Origin of the sequence: Caulobacter sp. Root1455, assembly GCF_001426905.1 — a bacterium.
Classification (GTDB): domain Bacteria; phylum Pseudomonadota; class Alphaproteobacteria; order Caulobacterales; family Caulobacteraceae; genus Caulobacter.
In genome coordinates this window covers 77,007-96,449 of the sequence record NZ_LMFQ01000008.1, presented here as the reverse complement: position 1 = coordinate 96,449, position 19,443 = coordinate 77,007, and the positions used below count along the sequence as shown (strand labels likewise).

Below are 19,443 nucleotides of genomic sequence, written 5' to 3'. Positions count from 1 at the left end.
GCCCGCCTGCTGCTAGGTCAGCCCTCACGCCACGCCGTTTYWGTGTTCCATGCCCGGCCGGCCCTGGAGACGTGAGGTTTGACGAGGTCCCTACGCACGCGGATCCCGCCGCCGACAGAGCTTCCCGCTCGATCGCCCCCCGCCGCCGCATCGGTCGCTGGCCATGCGCCCTTTCCMTGCGGCGAGGTGAGTCAAGGATACGGGCGGTTTGGAGGGTGAGGACCAAATCGGGTCGAGAAAGTTCAGGGCGTTGAAATCGCTGGGGTTTGTTCGCTATGCGCCGAGCGTAAACGCTCGAAACCCTCTCCAAGAGAGAGGGTTCAAGAAAAGCGCCCTTTCCGAGACCGCCCCTGACCTCATCCGCCCACGACAAGGCCGCGCATCATCAAGGTCGCGCTGCCGGGACAGATGTCGACAAACTGTGGAGTCGCCGAGATGACGGCCGGCGCGTTGGCGCGGTCCACCGTCTCGAAGCCGTGGCGCGCGAAGAAGGTCGCGGCGTCGGTCGTGAGAAGCCACGCCTTACGGGCTCCGCGTGATCCAGCCTCGTGCGCCAGCCGCTCCAAGATCCGACCGCCGACGCCGGTTGCGCGCAAGTCGGGATCAACGACGATCGACCTCAGCAGCGCGTGCTCGCCGGCGACGAGGAGACCTCCGCACCCCATCGCCCGCGCCGCGTTTTCGAACACGAAGAACAACTGCCCCGGCTCTCCAAGGTCGGAGGCCGGGAGGCGAGCCGCCGCGAGTCGTTCGAGAAGACGCTCGTCCGTCGCTGGAATGGCGCGCGCCTCTATCGTCATGCCTGGCCGCCCTTCGAGTTTGGAGCCCCGCACCCTGTCGCACGGAAGGCGATTTCGGCGAGAACCGTCAGCATAACATCTCGAACGAGGCCGTGCGGAACGAATGGCCTGGCCGGGGAACGGGCGGGAAGGCCGATCCGTCCCGGGTCCGACCGGGGTCGAAAGCCGCCGCCGGCCCCTCGCCCGGACCCGGACGCCGCACATCCCTCACCCAAAACCTAGCCACCACCGCCACTTCCCCCTATACCGCCCGCATGTTTGAAGGCCTCTCCCCCCTCGCCCGCGATGCTCGTTCCTGGCCGTTCGAGCAGGCGCGCGCCCTGCTCGCCCGCGTCCTGCGCCTGCGTCTGTCCGACGCCGAGCGCGACCTCGCCTCCGTCCTGATCAACAGCGGCAAGGCCGACGAGGCCGTGAAGACCTTTCCGGCCCTGGCCAGACCGGTGATCCTGGAGACCGGCTACGGCCCGTCGGGCCTGCCGCACCTGGGCACCTTCGGCGAGGTGGCGCGCACGACCATGGTGCGTTCGGCCTTCCGCGCCCTGACCGACGACGCCGTCCCCACGCGCCTGATCGCCTTCAGCGACGACATGGACGGCCTGCGCAAGGTTCCGGACAACATCGAGAACAAGCAGCCGCTGATCGAGGACCTGGGCAAGCCGCTGACCGTGGTCCGCGACCCGTTCGGCACGCATGACAGCTTCGGGGCCCACAACAACGCCCGCCTGCGCGCCTTCCTCGACGGCTTCGGCTTCGACTACGAGTTCGTCTCGTCGACCGAGTGCTACAAGGGCGGCAAGTTCGACGAGACCCTGCTGACGGCCCTGGCCCGCTTCGACGCCATCCAGAAGGTCATGCTGCCGACCCTGGGCGAGGAGCGCCGCGCGTCGTATTCGCCGTTCCTGCCGATCAGCCCCAGCACCGGCAAGGTGCTGCAGGTCCCGACCCTGGAGCGCAACGTCGACAAGGGCACGATCGTCTTCCAGGACGAGGACGGCCAAAAGGTCGAGGTCCCGGTGACCGGCGGCCACGTGAAGATGCAGTGGAAGCCCGACTGGGCGATGCGCTGGACGGCCCTGGGCGTCGACTACGAGATGAGCGGCAAGGACCTGATCGACTCGGTCAAGGCCTCGGCCCAGATCTGCAAGGCGCTGGGCGGGGTTCCGCCCGAGGGCTTCAACTACGAGCTCTTCCTGGACGAAAACTCGCAGAAGATCTCCAAGTCCAAGGGCAACGGCCTGTCGATGGAGGACTGGCTGCGCTACGGCGCGCCCGAGAGCCTGTCGTACTACATGTTCCAGAGCCCCAAGTCGGCCAAGAAGCTGTATTTCGACGTCATCCCCAAGGCGACGGACGAGTATCTGCAGCAGCTGGACGCCTACCAGAAGCAGGAGCCGGCCAAGCAGCTGGACAACCCGGTCTGGCACGTCCACGCGGGCCGCCCGCCGCAATACGGCTCGCCGGTGTCGTTCAGCCTGATGCTGAACCTGGTCTCGGCGGCCAACGCCTCGGACAAGGCGATCCTGTGGGGCTTCCTGTCGCGCTACATCCCGGGCGCGACGCCGGAAAGCCAGCCGCTGCTGGACCGCCTGGCCGGCTACGCGATCAACTATTACGACGACTTCGTCAAACCGACGAAGGCGTTCCGCGCGCCCGACGACAAGGAACGCGCCGCGATCCTGGACCTCCTGGCCCGCCTGAAGGCCCTGCCCTCGGACTGCCAGGACGCCGAGCTGATCCAGAACGAGGTGTTCGCGGTCGGCAAGGACCACGACTTCGAGCCGCTGCGCGCCTGGTTCCAGGCCCTCTACGAAGTGTTGCTGGGCCAGAGCCAGGGCCCGCGCTTCGGCTCGTTCGCCGCCATCTTTGGCCTGGACAGGACGACGGCGCTGATCGAGGAAAAGCTGGGCTGACGCTCGCTCAGCGAGCGTCGAAGCCGAAAATCCTCCGCCATTCCGCCGTCATGTATTGACGATAGGAGGCAGAGCGTACATTCGCCGCTTCGAGACATCGGGGGATTCAAATCTTGGGCGAAACCATTCTCGTGGCGGGCGGCGCGGGCTACATCGGCGCGCACACCTGTCTTCGCCTGGCCGAAGCCGGATATACGCCCGTCGTCTACGACAACCTGTCGAACGGCTGGGAGTCGTTCGTCCAGTGGGGCCCGCTGGAAGTCGGCGACATCCGCGATGCCGCCCGGCTGGATGCGGTGTTCGCCAAGCACAGGCCGGTCGCCGTCATCCACTTCGCGGCCTTCATCGAGGTCGGCTTCTCGATCGCCGAGCCGGGCGCCTTCTACGAGAACAATGTCGGCGGGACCCTGACCCTGATCGAGGCCGCCCGCCGGGCCGGCGTCGACAAGCTGGTGTTCTCCTCGACCTGCGCGACCTATGGCGCGCCGGTCTATGTGCCGATGGACGAGAAACATCCGCAGGCGCCGCTCAACCCCTATGGGCGCAGCAAGCTGATGGTCGAGCAGATCCTCGAGGACCTGGCCCGCTACAAGGGCTTCCGCTCGGTGGCCCTGCGCTATTTCAACGCCGCCGGGGCCGATCCCCTGGGCCGGATCGGCGAGAAGCACGAACCCGAGACCCACGCCATCCCGCTGGCCATCGCCGCCGCCCGGGGCGAGCGCGACAAGTTCATGTTGTTCGGCGGCGACTACGACACCCGCGACGGCACCTGCGTGCGCGACTACATCCATGTGCTGGACCTGGCCGACGCCCACGTCCTGGCGCTGAAGTGGCTGCTGGACGGCAAGGACAGCGCGGTCTTCAACCTGGGCACCGGAACGGGCACCACCGTGCGCGAACTGGTCGGCGCCATCGAGCGGCGGTCCAACCGGCCGTTCCCGCTGGAGCTGGCCGAGCGCCGGGCCGGCGACGCGCCCAGCCTGGTGGCCGACAACCGCAAGGCCCGCCAGCAGCTGGGCTGGACGCCGCGCCACGATCTGGACGCGATCATCGAGCACGCCTGGGCCTGGCACGCCAACGGGGCGCTCGACCTGAAACGTTGATCGCTCCCGTATCAACACTGACGCATTCGGCGGCTAGACACCGCCGCCGCCGGCCCGTCACAAGGGGCGCGCAACAGGATTTCGTCATGCACAGTCACGCCGGCCAGCAGGCCCGTCCCGAAGACCTGGTCGACCTGACCGCCCTGCTCAAGGCCTATGACGAGATCCGCCCGGACGTTTCGCGGCCCGACCAGCGGGTGACCTTCGGCACCTCGGGCCATCGCGGCTCCAGCCTGGACGGCGCCTTCAACGAGGCCCACATCCTGGCCATCAGCCAGGCGATCGCCGAGCACCGCGCGAGCGCCGGCATAACCGGCCCGCTGTTCCTGGGCCGCGACACCCACGGCCTCTCCGAACCGGCTTGGCGCACGGCGCTGGAAGTCCTGGTCGCCAACGGCGTCACGGTGATGGTCGACTCCCGCGACGGCTTCACGCCGACCCCGGCGGTGTCCCACGCCATTCTCAAGCACAACCGGGTCGCGCCGGGATCGGCCGACGGCGTGCTGATCACCCCCTCGCACAACCCGCCCCGCGACGGCGGCTTCAAGTACAATCCGCCGTCCGGCGGGCCCGCCGGTTCGGACGCCACGACGGCGATCGCGGCGCGGGCCAACCAGCTGCTGAAGGACGGCCTGGCGGACGTCCGCCGCATTCCGTTCGAACGGGCCCGGGCGGCGGCGGGCGCGTACGACTTCCTGGCCAACTACGTCGACGACCTGCCCAGCGTCCTGGACCTGGAGGCCGTGCGCCGCGCCGGCGTCAGGATCGCGGCCGACCCGCTGGGCGGCGCGGCCGTCGCCTATTGGGGCGAGATCGCCGACCGGCACGGGCTGGACCTGACCGTGGTCGACGACCGCGTCGATCCGCGCTGGGCGTTCATGCCGCTCGACACCGACGGCAAGATCCGCATGGACTGCTCGTCGGCCTCGGCGATGGCCAACCTGATCCGCACCATGCGGGGCGGGGCGCGGTACGACGTGGCGATCGGCAACGACGCCGACGCCGACCGCCACGGGATCGTCACGCCGGACGCCGGCCTGATGAACCCCAACCACTACCTGGCCGCGGCGATCGCCTACCTGTTCACCCATCGCCCGCGATGGGGCGCGGACGTCGCCGTCGGCAAGACCCTGGTCTCGTCCTCGATGATCGACCGCGTGGTCGCCAAGCTGGGCCGCCGCCTGCTGGAGGTGCCGGTCGGCTTCAAGCATTTCGTGCCGGGGCTGCTGGACGGCAGCGTCGGCTTCGGCGGCGAGGAGTCGGCGGGCGCGGCCTTCCTGCGCCAGGACGGAACGGTCTGGACCACCGACAAGGACGGGCTGCTGCTGGGCCTGCTGGCCGCCGAGATCCAGGGCGTGACCGGGGGCAGTCCCAGCCGGCTCTACGCCGACCTGACCGCCGAGCACGGCGCCCCGGCCTATGCCCGCATCGACGCCCCCGCCTCGCGCGAGGAAAAGGCGCGCCTGGCCTCCCTGAGCCCGAGCGACGTCACGGCGAACACGCTGGCCGGCGAGCCGATCGAGCGGATCCTGACCGAGGCCCCGGGCAACGGCGAGGCGATCGGCGGCCTCAAGGTGGTGACGAAGAACGCCTGGTTCGCCGCCCGTCCCTCGGGCACCGAGGATGTCTACAAGATCTACGCCGAGTCGTTCCTCGGCCCGGACCACCTGCGGGAAGTTCAGGATCAGGCGCGCGAGGTGGTCGCCGGCGCGCTGGGCGGCTGACCGCCGCCTGCGACACCGTGACCCGATAGATGAACAACAGCTAAATTGTCGGTTAAGGGTCTGTCCGCAATTTGGAGTCTAGTCTGGTTTCATCAGAACCAAGGTTAGTCTCATGGCTTGCTTCACCCTTCGCCCTTCGGACCGTTCGGAATTCGACTCGCTGCTTGGCGAACTGGCCGCCCAGTTCCCCGCCGCGCACGTCGAAGCCGCTCACAACGACAACTGGGCGTCCTACCGCGTCGACATCTCGTGCGACGCGCCCTGGGAAGGCGACCTGACCGCCTGGCTGCAGAGCAAGCACGCCGACTGCCCCCGCACCTGACCCCCCTATCCGACCAGGGGCCGCCTACTGGCTGGCCCACAGGATCCGGGCGATCCACACCACCTCGGCCAGATCCAGCGTCCGATCCCCGCCGTCGCCCCCATCAACGCGATTGAGCGACGCCAGCTCGACGCTGCGGGCCGTGACCCGCGCCAACTCCTTGATCAGCAATTCGCCGCCCGCGGTTCGCACCACCACCCGGTCGCCCCGGCGCGGCGGGACCGTCGGCGAGACCAGGATGCGGTCGCCGTCGCGGAAGACCGGGACCAGCGCGTCTCCGGTGATCTCCAGGGCGTAGACGCTCTCCTCGCCCAACCCCGGGAAATCGATCTCGTCCCACTCGGGACCGGTCGGCGCGCCGGTCTCGTCGAACAGGCCTTCAGCCCCGGCCTGGGCGAAGCCGATCAGCGGGACGGCGCGCGGATTGGGGCGCGGATCGGGTCTGGGCGCCCTTTCGGTCAGGGCCGCGAACTCCGAAAATCCGACCCCCGTCGCCTCCAGCACCTTGGCCAGGCTCTCGGTCGAGGGCCAGCGCGGGCGAGCGTCGCCGTCGCCGCGCTTCGAGCGGTTGAAGCTGGTGGGGTCCAGACCGGCGAGCTTGGCCATGGCCGACGGGCTCATGTCGAAACGCTTGGCCAGGGCGTCGATCGCGGTCCAGATTTCGGTGTGCGACAGAGACGACATGGCTGCATCCTGGGCCGTGGTCCCGAAAAATATGCCTCACCTCTAGGAAAGTAAACCTATTCACCTACAGGCAAGTTGACGTTTACGTAAACGTTGACGGCAGAATACCGCGGGCCTATGGTGATCGACGATAACCAACCGGCCCGGCCGCAGAAGTCGGGCCTGCCCAGGGAGGGTTCGAATGTTGGCCGACCTGCGACGTCCAGAGCGCACCTTTACAATCCGTCAGCTGTGCAACGAGTTCAAAGCCACGCCGCGCGCGTTGCGCTTCTATGAGGACAAGGGCCTGCTGACCCCGGCCCGCGAGGGCCTCAACCGCGTCTATTCCCACAAGGACCGCGTCCGCCTGCAGCTGATCCTGCGCGGCAAGCGCGTGGGCCTTTCGCTGTCGGAAATCCGCGAACTGCTCGACCTCTACGACGAGAACGACGACGGCGCGGCCCAGATGGCCCGGTCGCTGAAGAAGTTCCGCGAGCGCGCCACCGCGCTGGAGCAGCAGCGCGAGGACATCGACGGCGCCCTGATCGAACTGCGCGAAGCCTGCGCCCGCCTCGAGCGGCGCCTGGCCGAGATCCGCCCGGACCTGCTGCCCCGCGCCGCCGACTATGACCAGGTGCTGCGCGCCCGGCTCGACGGTCACGGCGAAGCGGCGTTGGGCAAGTAGACCCGACACCGTGTTCCTCCTTCAAGACCGGAACGGCGCGCGGCGTCTTCTCTCTCCTCCCCCGATCTGACTGACCAGGACTGTTTCATGACCTACCAGCCGCCCGTTCGCGAACACGCCTTCCTCCTGCGCGACGTGCTCAACATCGATCAGCACGGCAACCTGCCGGGCTTCGCCGACGCGTCGTTCGAGACCGTCGAGCAGATCCTCGAGGCCGCCGGCCAGTTCACCGGCGAGGTCCTGGCCCCGCTGAACCCCGTCGGCGACAAGCAGGGCTGCGTCTGGAGCAAGGACTTCACGGTCAAGACGCCGGACGGCTTCAAGGAAGCCTACAAGCAGCTGTGCGAAGGCGGCTGGACGGGCCTGGGCTCGGACCCGGCCTACGGCGGCCAGGGCCTGCCCCACGTCGTCAACCTGGCCTTCAGCGAGATGTCGAGCTCGGCCAACATGGCGTTCTCGATGTATCCGGGCCTGGCCCACGGCGCCTATTCGGCCATCCACACCGGCGGCAGCGACGAGCAGAAGCAGACCTATCTGCCCAAGATGGTGTCCGGCGAATGGACCGGCACCATGAACCTGACCGAGCCGCAGTGCGGCACGGACCTGGGCCTGCTGCGGACCAAGGCGGTTCCGCAGGCTGACGGGACCTATCGCATCAGCGGCCAGAAGATCTGGATCAGCGCCGGCGAACACGACATGGCCGACAACATCGTCCACCTGGTGCTGGCCCGCATCGAGGGCGCCCCGGCCGGCGTGAAGGGCATCAGCCTGTTCATCGTGCCGAAGTTCCTGCCCAAGGCCGACGGCTCGGTCGGCGAGCGCAACGAGGGCGTCAAGTGCGTCGGCCTCGAAGAGAAGATGGGCATCCACGGCAACGCCACCTGCGTGATGCAGTACGAGGACGCCAAGGGCTGGCTGATCGGCGAAGAGAACAGCGGCCTGAAGCTGATGTTCGTGATGATGAACGAGGCCCGCCTGGGTGTGGGCCTGCAGGGCGTGGCCCAGGCCGAGGCCGCCTACCAGGCCGCCGTCGCCTTCGCCAAGGACCGCCTGCAAGGCCGTTCGCTGACCGGCCCGAAGAACGCCGACGGCCCGGCCGACCCCATCATCGTCCACCCGGACGTGCGTCGCATGCTGCTGGAGAGCAAGGCCCTGATCGAAGGCGGCCGCGCCTTCCTGTTCTGGACCGCCCTGCACGGCGACCTGGCCCACCACCACCCGGACGAGGCCGTGCGCGCCAAGGCCGAGGACTATATGGGCCTGATGACGCCGGTGCTGAAAGGCTACCTGACCGACAAGGGCTTCAAGATCTGCTCGGACGCCATGCAGGTGCACGGCGGCAGCGGCTTCACCGAGCACTTCCCGGCCAGCCAGTACCTGCGCGACGTCCGCATCGCCCTGATCTACGAAGGCACCAACGGCATCCAGGCGCTGGACCTGGTCGGCCGCAAGCTGGCGGCCAAGGGCGGCCGCGGCGTGATGACCTTCTTCCAGGAAATCGACCAGTTCATCGGCGAGAACGACAGCGACGCCGAGCTGAAGCCGTTCATCGAGGCCCTGGCCGGCGTGAAGGCCCAGCTGCAGGACGGCACCATGTGGCTGATGCAGAACGGCCTGCAGAACCCCGACAACGCCGGCGCGGCCTCGACCGACTACATGCACCTGTTCGGCCTGACGGGCCTGGCCTACATGTGGTGCCTGATGGTCAAGGCGGCCAACGCCAAGATCGCCGCCGGCTCGACCGACCCCTTCTTCACCACCAAGATCGTCACGGCGAAATATTTCGTCGAACGCATCTTGCCTGACGCAGGGGCGCATCTGGCCAAGCTGAAGACCGGTTCGGCGACCCTGATGGCGCTGCCCGCGGAGGCCTTCTGATCATGAGCGTGCTCAACGTCGAAAAGCCGGCCTTCATGGCCGAAGAGGACATCGCGATCTTCGAGGACGCGGTCGGCAAGTTCTTCGACGAGCACGCCCCCGAGGCCGTGGTGGCGACGTGGCGCAAGAACCACGTCGTCGACCGCGAGATGTGGAACAAGGCGGGCCGGGCGGGACTGCTCGGCCTGACCGTTCCGGAGGAATACGGCGGGGCCGGCGGCGACTATCGCCACGAGGCCGTGCTGATGGAGCAACTGGGCCTGAAGGGCGTCGACGGCTTCGGCATCAGCCTGCACAACGCCATCGTCGCCCCCTACATCTTCCACTACGGCACCGAGGAGCAGAAGCGGCGCTGGCTGCCGCGCCTGTGCACCGGCGAACTGGTCGGCGCCATCGCCATGACCGAGCCGGGCGCGGGGTCCGACCTGCAGGGCATCAAGTCCAGCGCCAAGGTCGTCGGCAACCAGTACGTGATCAACGGGTCCAAGACCTTCATCACCAACGGCCAGACCGCCAATCTCATCATTGTCGTCGTCAAGACCGACCCAACCGCCGGCGCGCGCGGCACCTCGCTGATCGTCGTCGAGACGGACGGGACCGAAGGCTTCGAGCGCGGCCGCAACCTCGACAAGCTGGGCCACGAGGCCCAGGACACCTCCGAGCTGTTCTTCAACGACGTCAAGGTTCCCACCGAGAACCTGCTGGGCTCCGACGAGGGCCAGGGCTTCTTCCAGCTGATGGGCCAACTGCCCCAGGAGCGGCTGAACATCGCCGTCCAGGGCATGGCCACCATCGAGCGGGCGCTGGAGCTGACGATTGACTACGTCAAGCAGCGCAAGGCGTTCGGCAAGGCGATCATCGACTTCCAGAACACCCAGTTCGTGCTGGCCGAATGCAAGACCGAGGCGACCGTCGCCAAGGTGTTCGTCAACCACTGCATCGAGCAGCATCTGGCCGGCAAGCTGGACGCCGCCACCGCCTCGATGGCCAAGTACTGGGTCAGCGATCTGGAGAACAAGATCGTCGACCGCTGCCTGCAACTGTTCGGCGGCTACGGCTTTATGAACGAGTATCCGATCGCCCGCATGTATCGCGACAGCCGTGTGCAGCGCATCTACGGCGGCACCAACGAGATCATGAAGCTGCTGATCGCGAGGACGCTCTAGCCATGTTGCTGGAAGCCGCCATCGTCCTGTGCCTGACCAACGCGACGGATACGGCCGTGTCCGGACTGGTGCGCGACGGCCGCTTCAAGACCACCTCGGCCAAGCTCGAGGGGACCAGCCTCACCTATCGCGCACCCCTGGTCGAGACGCCGTTCCCAGCGGTGGACGCCCGCCAGACAGGCTGCGCCAACGTCGAGGGCCTGACCCCGGCCAAGCCGCAGCTGGTGATCCACGGCGGCTCCGTCGGCGGCGACCGGCGCCGCGGCGACACGATCTGCCGTCCGACGCGGCCGCTCAAGGCCGGCGAGCGCCTGACCTTCGTCTATCGCAAGAGCTTTTTCGGGCCGCTGACCTGCAAGGAGATCCGCTGATGCCGTTGATCGTCGCGCCGCCGCCCCAGCCGCCCGCCCAGCACGCCGCGCCCGCTGCTCCAGGGGCCGCTTCGGACAGCCGCTCGGCCGTGGTCTGCGTGCGCGCGGCCGGTCCGCGCCCGCTGTTCTTCTCCGGCAAGCTGGTGGCCAAGAACCCCCACTCCAAGCCGCCGGGCGATTTCGAGCTGCCGCTGAAGGCCAATGTCGACCAGTGCAACAACCTGCTGCGCTCGAAGGTGGCCGACTGGACGCTGTCGGTGACGACGCCCGGCTTCAAGGCCTGCGCCCTGCCGCCGCCCGAGTTCGGCTACCGCGTCACCTACAGCGCCAAGGCCTCGGCCCGGGGCCTGTCGTGCGCCCAGATCGCCAAGGCGCCGATCGGCACGTGGAAATAATGAGCCTGGCCCTACGCCTTGTTGACGCTGTTGGCCTTGATCTGGGCCGCGCCGCGGGCGTCCAGATCCTTGCGCGTGGCCTCCAGGCTGAGGGGGCCCAGCAGGGTGGCGTTGACCGCGTCCATGCCCGGCGCGGCGACGCCCGGCTTGCGGGCGATCAGGTAGCGCAGGGAGAGGCGTTCGTTGTCGGCCGCGTCGGGCTGGGTGCCGTGCAGGGTGCAGGCGTGCCACATGGCCGCGTAGCCGGTCTTGCCGGTCAGCAGGTGCTGCTTGGTCTGGACCGCGTGGCCGCGCCCGTCGCGGTACAGCCAGCCGCCTTCGTTCTTGGTCAGGTCATGCGGGAACAGCGTCCCGCCCAGCTTGTGGCTGTCCTCCAGCAGGAACAGCGGGGCGTCGTGCGTCCCCACGTCGTGCAGGTAGATGTACAGGGTGATGAAGTCGGCTTCCCGGTCCTTGTAGTCGATCAGGTCCTGGTGGAAGTCGATGCCGTAGAAATAGGTGATGTCCCGGAACGGGGCCCTCACATAGGCGCCCAGGTTGTTGACCGGGTTGCCGGCGATGCGGGCCCTCAGCCAGTCGGGCACGACGCTGGCCGGCACGCCGCAGATCAACTTCTTGAGCAGGATCTCGTAGCCGTCTCCCAGCAGGGCGGAGAGGGCCGCGACGATCGCCGGGTCCTTCTCGACGAAGGCCAGGTCGTCCTCGAACCGCTCCAGCAGGTTGCGGCCCGGCGCGGGGTTCACCCCGATATATTGCGGGTCGGCGTCGAACTCGGCTTCGGACAGGAAGAGGTCCGCGTCGAACGTCCGCAGGGCGCGGATCTTGGTCAGCAGGGCGCTCGCCGCCGCCGGGTCCACGCCGCCGCCGAACACATGATAGCCGCGCGCGATGAAGTCGCTCACCGCCGGGTGGGCCACGTCCGTCGAGCGCTCAGCTGCCGTCATCGTCCTGATCTCCAAATCACCGGAATCAGACGCCTTTTTGGTTAACGAACCATCCAAGCCTACGCAGGAAGGAGCCATCAAATGGCCGACGCTTACATCTTTGACGCCGTGCGCACGCCGCGCGGCAAGGGCAAGAAGGACGGATCTCTGCACGAGATCACCTCGCTGTCCCTGGCGACCCAGGTCCTGGAAGCCCTCCGTGACCGCAACAACCTCGACACCTCGCATGTCGACGACGTCGTGCTCGGCTGCGTCGCCCCGGTGGGCGAGCAGGGCAGCGACATCGCCCGCACCGCCGTGCTGACCGCCGACTACGCCGAAAGCGTCGCCGGCGTGCAGATCAACCGCTTCTGCGCCTCGGGCCTGGAAGCGGTGAACATGGCCGCGGCCAAGGTCGCCTCGGGTGAAGCCCAGCTGGCGATCGGCGGCGGCGTCGAGAGCATGAGCCGCGTGCCCATGGGCAGCGACGGCGGCGCCTGGCCCACCGACCCGTCCTCGGCCTTCAAGACCTATTTCGCCCCGCAGGGCGTCTCGGCCGACCTGATCGCCTCGCTGTACGGCTTCAGCCGCGACGACGTCGACGCCTACGCCGTCGAGAGCCAGCGCCGCGCCGCCGCCTCGTGGGCCGACGGCCGCTTCAAGAAGTCGGTGATCGGCGTCAAGGACCAGCTGGGCCTGACGATCCTCGATCACGACGAAACGGTGCGCGGAAACACCACCATGCAGACCCTGGCCTCGCTGAACCCGTCGTTCACGGGCATGGGCGAGATGGCCTTCGACGCGGTCGTGCAGCAGCGCTATCCGCAGGTGGAAAAGGTCAATCACGTCCACCACGCCGGCAACAGCTCGGGCATCGTCGACGGCGCCGCCGGCGTGCTGATCGGCACCAAGGAAATGGGCGAGGCCCTGGGCCTGAAGGCCCGCGCCCGCATCAAGGGCGCGGCCTCGATCGGTTCGGAGCCCTCGATCATGCTGACCGGCCCGTCGCTGGTCACCGAGAAGCTGCTCAAGAAGCTGAAGATGGAGGTCTCCGACATCGACCTCTACGAGCTGAACGAAGCCTTCGCCGCCGTCGTCCTGCGCATGATGCAGGCGCTGAACATCCCGCACGACAAGATGAACGTGAACGGCGGCGCCATCGCCATGGGCCACCCGCTGGGCGCCACCGGCGCGATGATCCTGGGCACCATGCTCGACGAGCTCGAGCGCTCGGACAAGGAAACCGCCCTGATCACCCTGTGCGTCGGCGCCGGCATGGGCACCGCCACCGTCATCGAACGCGTCTAAGAGCCGAGGACTAGAGACATGGAAAACTTCAAGATCGAGGTCGACGGCGACGGCATCGCCCTGGTCACCTTCGACGTGCCCGGCCGTTCGATGAACACCCTGACCGCTTCGGTGATCAAGGAAATCGGCGAGGTGGTGGAAACCATCAAGTCCGACGCCGCCATCAAGGGCGCGGTGATCACCTCGGGCAAGACCACCGGCTTCTGCGCCGGCGCCGACCTGGGCGAACTGGGCGGCAGCGGCGGGCTGGGCGGCGGCAAGCCGGGCGAAGAGGGCCTGAAGGCCGCCTTCGAGGCCGGCTTCGCGCTGAACAAGGCGTTCCGCGCCCTGGAGACCTGCGGCAAGCCGGTGGCCGCGGCCGTCAACGGCCTGGCCATGGGCGGCGGGCTGGAAATCACCCTGGCCTGCCACTATCGCGTGGTCGCCGACAATCCGAAGATCCAGCTGGCCCTGCCGGAAGCCAAGGTCGGCCTGCTGCCGGGGGCCGGCGGCACCCAGCGCCTGCCGCGCCTGATGGGCGTGATGGCCGCCGCGCCGTACCTGCTGGAAGGCAAGTCGATGAAGCCGGCCGAGGCCCTGGCCCTCAAGGTCGTGCACGAGGTCGTCCCGGCCGGCCAAGAGGTCGAGGCCGCCAAGACCTGGATCAAGACCAAGGGCGACCCGGTCGCGCCGTGGGACAAGAAGGACTTCAAGATCCCCGGCGGCGGCCCCTATTCGGCCGGCGGCAGCCAGGTCTTCGTCATGGGCAACGCCATGCTGCGCAAGACCACCTACGGCAACTATCCCGCCCAGCTGAACATCATGAAGGCGGTCTATGAGGGCCTGCAGGTGCCGTTCGACGCCGCCCTGCGCATCGAGACCCGCTACTTCCTGAAGACGATGATGTCGGCCCAGGCCAAGGGCATGATCCGCACCCTGTTCCTGTCCTTGCAGGAACTGGGCAAGGGCTCGGGCCGTCCGGCTGGCGTGCCGCACTACGACGTCAAGAAGGTGGCCGTGCTCGGCGCCGGCATGATGGGCGCGGGCATCGCCTATGTCCAAGCCATGGCCGGCATCGAGACCGTGCTGATCGACCAGACGCAGGAAGCCGCCGACAAGGGCAAGGGCTACGCCGAGGGCCTGGTCAAGAAGGCCGTCTCGCGCGGCAAGATGACCCCGGAAAAGGGCGAAGCGATCCTGGCCCTGATCCACCCGACCGCCGACTACGCCGACGTCAAGGGTTCGGACCTGGTCGTCGAGGCCGTGTTCGAGAACCGCGAGGTCAAGGCTTCGGTCACCAAGCTGGCGGAAGCCCAGCTGGCCGACACCGCGATCTTCGGCTCCAACACCTCGACCCTGCCGATCACCGGCTTGGCCAAGGCCTCGGTGCGTCCGGCCTCGTTCATCGGCATCCACTTCTTCTCGCCGGTCGACAAGATGGGCCTGGTCGAACTGATCATGGGCGACGAGACCAGCCAGGAAGCCCTGGCCAAGTCGATCGACTACGTCCTGAAGATCAAGAAGACCCCGATCGTCGTCAACGACAGCCGCGGCTTCTACACCAGCCGCTGCTTCGGCACCTTCGTGCAGGAAGGCATGGAGCTGCTGGCCGACGGCTACGCCCCGGCCATCATCGACAATGTCGGCCGGGCCACCGGCATGCCGCGCGGTCCGCTGGAGATGCACGACGACGTCGCGCTGGACCTCTCCTACAAGATCGCCCAGCAGACCAAGAAGGACCTCGGCGACAAGTACGAGGAGCGCCCCTTCACCACGATCATCGAGAAGATGGTCGAGGGCGAAGGCCGCTACGGCCGCAAGAACGGCAAGGGCTTCTACGACTATCCGGAGAACGGCCCCAAGACCCTGTGGCCGGGCCTGGCCAAGCTGGCGCCGGTCAAGATCGCCGAGGTCGACAAGGCCGGCATCGAGGAGATCCGCACCCGGCTCCTCTACCGCCAGGCCGTGGAAGCCGCCCGCTGCTTCGAGGAAGGCGTGATCACCGACCCGCGTGAAGCCGACGTCGGGGCCATCCTGGGCTGGGGCTTCGCGCCCTGGACCGGCGGCCCGGTCAGCCTGATCGACGGCGTGGGCGTGGCCAAGTTCGTCGAGGCCTGCGACGCCCTGGCCCAGAAGTACGGCGCCCGCTTCGCCCCGCCGCAACTGCTGCGCGACATGGCCGCCAAGGGCGAGACCTTCTACAGCCGCTTCGGCGTCAAGGAGAAGGCCGCCGCCTGACGGCCGCGCCTCATGACAATGGAAGGGCCCGGCGGCGACGCCGGGCCCTTTTCGTTTGGCCGCATTCGTTTCAGGCCCGACTTGTCGCGGCCATCGTCCGGCCCCACCCCGTCGCTAGAGCTCGGTTCGGTGAGATCGAGCCCATCTTTGACGCATCCCGCCAGTGACGGCCCCCGAGCGGTCCGCCAGGAAGGTCGGCACGCGCCAGGTCGAGGACCGCGTTCCGTGAGATCGGCCATGCAAGCGGGCAGGCGGCGCTGGCTGGTGGTCGGCGGCCTGTCGCTGGCGTTCCACGGCCTGCTGGGCTGGGCCCTGCTGATCGCCGTGCCGCCCGCGCCGAGCCTGGTCGAGCCCCGCAGCGTCGAGGTGAGCCTGCTGGCCCCGGCCACGCCCGACCGCCCCGCGCCGCGGGCGCGGGCGTCCGCGACGACGGCCTTCCATCCCGCCCTCCGCGCGCCGCCGCCGGGCGTGCCGACTCTGTCCGTCCCGGCGCTGACTCCTTCACAGCGCGGCCAGGTCGTCGCCCCGCCCGGCTTCACGGCGCGAGGAACCCTGACCGGCGGCGGCGAGGCCCTGCGCGAGGCCGCGCGCAAGAGCGGCTGCACCGAGGCCGACATCGTCAAGCTGACCAAGGCCGAGCGCGAGGCCTGCGCCGAGGCCCTGGGCGCCAAGAACAAGAACGGGCCGGCGCTGTACGCCGCCATCGACCCCGACAAGAAGGCGGCCTTCGACGGCGACTGCAAGAAGGACGACGACTGGTGCCTGTACCGCACCGGCAAGGGCCCCTATCCGGGCCTGTTCGCCCTGGGCAAAAAGAAAAAGATCAAGGGCTGGGACTAGGTCCGCCTTCGACCCTTCGGACATTGGCGCGGCGATAGCAGACCGCCCGCTGTCGGCACGCTCCCAGGCTAGATCGCCCCTGCGGCGGCGTCCAAGGCCTACGGGCGATTTGCGGGATGGAGGCTCAGGCTTTTTTCCGTACCTGTCTGCGGGAATCCCGTGTCTCCGCAGGGGTTCGCCTCCATGTCGGCGACGTGCTCCGCGCCGCAGTCTGTGGCGATGGAGGCTGCCATGATCCCATCCAGACGTTTGCTTTTGGCCGGCGCGGCGTCGCTCGGCGGAATCGGCCTGATGGCCTCGTGCGGTCCCAAGAGCCAGATCTCGGCTCCGCCCTCTGATGACGACACAGCGGGGTCAAGCGATCCACGCACCATCGTCCGCGACGCCTGGATCTACGCCTATCCCATGATCATGAACTACGCGACCCTGGCCAAGCAGACGCTCGACCCAGCCAATCCCGGCTATGTCGGCGGCTTCGGCAAGTTCCGCCACTACGCCCAGTTCTTCACTCCGGCCAACCGCGACATCGTCACCCCCAACAACGACACGCCCTATAGCTGGGCTTGGCTGGACCTGCGGGCCGAACCCTGGGTGCTGACCGTGCCAGCCGCCCAAGCCGGCCGGTATTATGTCCACCAGTGGATGGACCTGTTCACGCAGATCTTCGGCTATGTCGGCGTACGCGCCACGGGTGAAGGTCCGGGCAGCTACCTGATCGCCGGTCCCAAATGGAACGGACCGCCCCCGGCCGGGATCGCCAAGGTGCTGAAGGCTGAAAGCGACATCGTGGTCGACCTGGGCCGCACCAGCCTGCTGGGACCTTCGGACATCGCCGCGCTCAAGGCCTTCCAGGCCCAGTACAAGCTCCAACCGTTATCGGCCTTCGCCAAGACGGCCGCGCCAGCGGCCGCGCCCGCCATCACCTGGCCCGCCTGGGATGAGAAGAAGTGGCTGGGGCCAGAGTTCATCGGCCTGTTGAATTTCCTGCTGCAGTTCACCCAGCCGCCGGCGGCGTCGGAGGCCGGCCTGATGGCCCGCTTCGCCAAGGTCGGGATCGGGCCGGGCAAGCCCTTCGACCTGGCGAGCCTGAGCGAAGCCGACCGCGCCGCCGTCATTGGCGGAGCGCAGGACGGTCAGGCGGCCCTGAAGGCCAAGATCGCGGTGACCAAGAGTTCGATCGGCCTGTTCGGGTCCCGTGAACAACTGGGCGACGACTACCTCAAACGGGCGGTCGCCGCCGCCATGGGCATCTACGGCAACGCGGCCGAGGAGGCGGTCTATGTCGGGGCCGACCAGGACTCCACCGGCCAGCCCTTGGACGGGGCCAGCCGCTACGAAATACGCTTGGCCAAGGACCAGCTTCCGCCCGCCAAGTATTTCTGGTCGGCGACGCTCTATGAGCTGCCCAGCCGGCTGCTCTCCGAAAACAGCATCAACCGCTATTCCCTGGGCGACCGCAGTCCGGGGCTCAAGTTCGGAGACGACGGTTCGCTCACAATCTACGTCCAGCACGATCCGCCGGGAGCCGACAATCAGGGCAACTGGCTGCCGTCGCCCAAGAGCGGACCATTCAACGTGATCTTCCGTCTCTACGGCCCCAGCCAGCCGGCTCAGACCGGCGGCTGGCCGCCGCCTTCCGTCCGCAAAGTGACCTAGGAGTTTCGCCCATGTCCGATCTCGAGACATCGCCCGTCGCTTCCGAACGCAGCTTCAGTCCGAAAGGCGGCGAGACGGACACCCGCATCGGGCCGTTAAGCCTGGACAGGCAGGGCTTGCCCGATCAAGCGGCCATCGACCACCTCTACGAGGAGCGCGACTTCCAGCGGGCCTGCCAAGCCTATCTGTGGGCCTTGCCGATCATTGGGTACGCCCAATGGCAGAACCAGCACGAGACGGTGTTCGGCGCTCGGGACGGCGACATCGTCCAGTACGTCAGCCCTCGCGACAAGCTTGGCTTGATCACCGCCAACGGCACCACGCCCTATATCGTCGGCTTCGTGAACCTGGCGCGGACCGGTCCGCTCGTCGTCGACTATCCGGCGGGCGAAACGGCGGGCGGTTGCGGCGACTTCTGGCAGCGGTCGATCGTTGACTTCGGCCTGACCGGTCCGGACAAGGGCAATGGGGGGCGCTATCTGATCCTGGGCCCTGGCCAGGACGCGCCGAAAGGCTTTGCGGCGGATCACGTGGTGCGTTCGCCGACCTTCAACATCATGCACGCCACCCGCATCCTGGCCACCGACCCGGACGAAGCCGCGCGAGTCCTGGCGGGCTATCAGGCCTATCCAGCCCAGGACGCCGCCGCGCCGCGCAAGACCCGCGTGGTCCGGCCCGAAGGGCGGGCCTGGAGCGGGACCCATCCGACCGGCATGGCGTACTGGGAGCGGCTCGACGCGATCTTGCAGGTCGAACCGGTCAAGGAAGAGGATCGTCTGATCATGGCGATGCTCAAACCGTTGGGTTTGGAGAAGGGCAAGCCGTTCCAACCGACCTCGGTTCAGGCCAAAGCGCTGGCCGACGGCGCCCGGATCGGCCGGCTGATGGCCATCGCCAATTCCTTCGACAAGCGCTTTGCCACCGCGACCTATCGCGGGCGTTGGGACCGGGTGGTGAACGTCGACCTCAGCCAGCAGTCGGAATTCTATTCCGAGCTCGATGAGCGGGCGTCGTGGTTCTACGAGGCTGTCGGGCTTTCGGCGGGCATGACGACCCACACGCCAGGCGAGGGCCAGGCCTATCTGTCCACCTATCGCGACGCAGCTGGGCGTTGGCTCGACGGCGGCAAGACCTATCGCCTGCATGTGCCGCCGAATGTCCCGGTGGGTCAGTGGTGGTCGGTGACGCTCTACGACATCGAGACCCGGTGCTTCATCGACACGCCGCTGGACAAGGTGGACCGCAGCTCGCGCCACGACCTGGCGACCAACCCCGACGGCTCGATCGACTTGGTGTTCGGTCCCGAGCCCCCTGAAGGCGCGCCGGAGTCGAATTGGATCCCGACCGTGCCCGGACGGGCCTGGTTCACGTACTTCCGCCTCTACGCGCCACTGGAGGCGTATTTCGACGCCAGTTGGGCGCTGCCGGATATTGAAGAGGTCTAACCCGGTTCGACTTGGGGACGCCCAGCCATGCCCAAGC

At 67.8% G+C, this 19,443-nt stretch carries 17 protein-coding genes; 14 read left to right on the top strand and 3 right to left on the bottom strand.

The window, feature by feature from the left end; genetic code table 11:
- Positions 1-356 precede the first annotated feature (356 nt).
- Positions 357-800, bottom strand: a complete 444-nt coding sequence (gene arsN2, locus ASD21_RS06335; protein WP_056438337.1) for an arsenic resistance N-acetyltransferase ArsN2 — start codon at positions 798-800, stop codon at positions 357-359.
- 254 nt (positions 801-1,054) lie between these two features.
- Here arsN2 and ASD21_RS06330 point away from each other — a divergent pair, with 254 nt between their 5' ends.
- The 4 genes from ASD21_RS06330 to ASD21_RS06315 all read left to right on the top strand — a co-directional run bounded on the left by ASD21_RS06330 (position 1,055) and on the right by ASD21_RS06315 (position 5,859).
- A complete protein-coding gene (locus tag ASD21_RS06330; RefSeq protein ID WP_056438336.1) occupies positions 1,055-2,710 on the top strand; it encodes a lysine--tRNA ligase in 1,656 nt (551 codons plus the stop codon).
- A 113-nt stretch (positions 2,711-2,823) separates the two neighbouring features.
- Entirely contained in the window at positions 2,824-3,813 is a 990-nt protein-coding gene (gene galE, locus ASD21_RS06325; protein WP_056438335.1) for a UDP-glucose 4-epimerase GalE, read from the top strand.
- An 86-nt stretch (positions 3,814-3,899) separates the two neighbouring features.
- Positions 3,900-5,537: a phosphoglucomutase (alpha-D-glucose-1,6-bisphosphate-dependent) gene (gene pgm, locus ASD21_RS06320; protein WP_056438334.1), complete on the top strand. Its 1,638-nt coding sequence runs from the start codon at positions 3,900-3,902 to the stop codon at positions 5,535-5,537.
- A gap of 112 nt (positions 5,538-5,649) precedes the next feature.
- Complete coding sequence (locus ASD21_RS06315; protein WP_056438330.1) at positions 5,650-5,859, top strand: hypothetical protein; 210 nt, start codon at positions 5,650-5,652, stop codon at positions 5,857-5,859.
- Positions 5,860-5,883: 24 nt separating this feature from the next.
- On the opposite strand, the gene ASD21_RS06310 is transcribed toward ASD21_RS06315, so the two are convergent.
- A complete protein-coding gene (locus tag ASD21_RS06310; protein ID WP_056438329.1) occupies positions 5,884-6,543 on the bottom strand; it encodes a S24 family peptidase in 660 nt (219 codons plus the stop codon).
- A 184-nt stretch (positions 6,544-6,727) separates the two neighbouring features.
- Between ASD21_RS06310 and ASD21_RS06305 the strand changes: the two genes are divergently transcribed.
- The 5 genes from ASD21_RS06305 (at position 6,728) to ASD21_RS06285 (ending at position 11,017) form a co-directional block, all read left to right on the top strand.
- Positions 6,728-7,207: a MerR family transcriptional regulator gene (locus ASD21_RS06305; RefSeq protein ID WP_056438347.1), complete on the top strand. Its 480-nt coding sequence runs from the start codon at positions 6,728-6,730 to the stop codon at positions 7,205-7,207.
- A gap of 87 nt (positions 7,208-7,294) precedes the next feature.
- Positions 7,295-9,085, top strand: a complete 1,791-nt coding sequence (locus ASD21_RS06300; RefSeq protein WP_056438328.1) for an acyl-CoA dehydrogenase C-terminal domain-containing protein — start codon at positions 7,295-7,297, stop codon at positions 9,083-9,085.
- Between the two features lie 2 nt (positions 9,086-9,087).
- The gene (locus ASD21_RS06295) at positions 9,088-10,251 is read left to right on the top strand and encodes an acyl-CoA dehydrogenase family protein (protein ID WP_056438327.1); all 1,164 of its coding nucleotides are present in this window, start codon (positions 9,088-9,090) and stop codon (positions 10,249-10,251) included.
- Between the two features lie 2 nt (positions 10,252-10,253).
- Positions 10,254-10,622, top strand: coding sequence for a hypothetical protein (locus ASD21_RS06290; RefSeq protein ID WP_056438326.1), 369 nt, complete (start codon positions 10,254-10,256; stop codon positions 10,620-10,622).
- Positions 10,622-11,017, top strand: coding sequence for a hypothetical protein (locus ASD21_RS06285; RefSeq protein ID WP_056438325.1), 396 nt, complete (start codon positions 10,622-10,624; stop codon positions 11,015-11,017). The genes ASD21_RS06290 and ASD21_RS06285 overlap by 1 nt, the downstream gene beginning before the upstream one ends.
- Before the next feature lie 11 nt (positions 11,018-11,028).
- Here ASD21_RS06285 and ASD21_RS06280 read toward each other — a convergent pair whose 3' ends face one another.
- Positions 11,029-11,961, bottom strand: coding sequence for a hypothetical protein (locus tag ASD21_RS06280; RefSeq protein WP_056438324.1), 933 nt, complete (start codon positions 11,959-11,961; stop codon positions 11,029-11,031).
- Positions 11,962-12,042: 81 nt separating this feature from the next.
- Between ASD21_RS06280 and ASD21_RS06275 the strand changes: the two genes are divergently transcribed.
- From ASD21_RS06275 to ASD21_RS06255, 5 genes are all read left to right on the top strand, one after another.
- Positions 12,043-13,248, top strand: coding sequence for an acetyl-CoA C-acetyltransferase (locus ASD21_RS06275; protein WP_056438321.1), 1,206 nt, complete (start codon positions 12,043-12,045; stop codon positions 13,246-13,248).
- A gap of 18 nt (positions 13,249-13,266) precedes the next feature.
- Entirely contained in the window at positions 13,267-15,465 is a 2,199-nt protein-coding gene (locus ASD21_RS06270) for a 3-hydroxyacyl-CoA dehydrogenase NAD-binding domain-containing protein (RefSeq protein ID WP_056438317.1), read from the top strand.
- Positions 15,466-15,702: 237 nt separating this feature from the next.
- Entirely contained in the window at positions 15,703-16,305 is a 603-nt protein-coding gene (locus ASD21_RS06265; RefSeq protein ID WP_056438314.1) for a hypothetical protein, read from the top strand.
- Positions 16,306-16,536: 231 nt separating this feature from the next.
- Positions 16,537-17,961 carry a DUF1254 domain-containing protein gene (locus ASD21_RS06260; RefSeq protein ID WP_056438312.1) on the top strand — a complete coding sequence of 475 codons (1,425 nt, stop codon included), beginning with the start codon at positions 16,537-16,539 and terminating at the stop codon, positions 17,959-17,961.
- A gap of 11 nt (positions 17,962-17,972) precedes the next feature.
- Positions 17,973-19,406 carry a DUF1254 domain-containing protein gene (locus tag ASD21_RS06255; protein WP_082554648.1) on the top strand — a complete coding sequence of 478 codons (1,434 nt, stop codon included), beginning with the start codon at positions 17,973-17,975 and terminating at the stop codon, positions 19,404-19,406.
- The last annotated feature ends 37 nt before the right edge of the window (positions 19,407-19,443 follow it).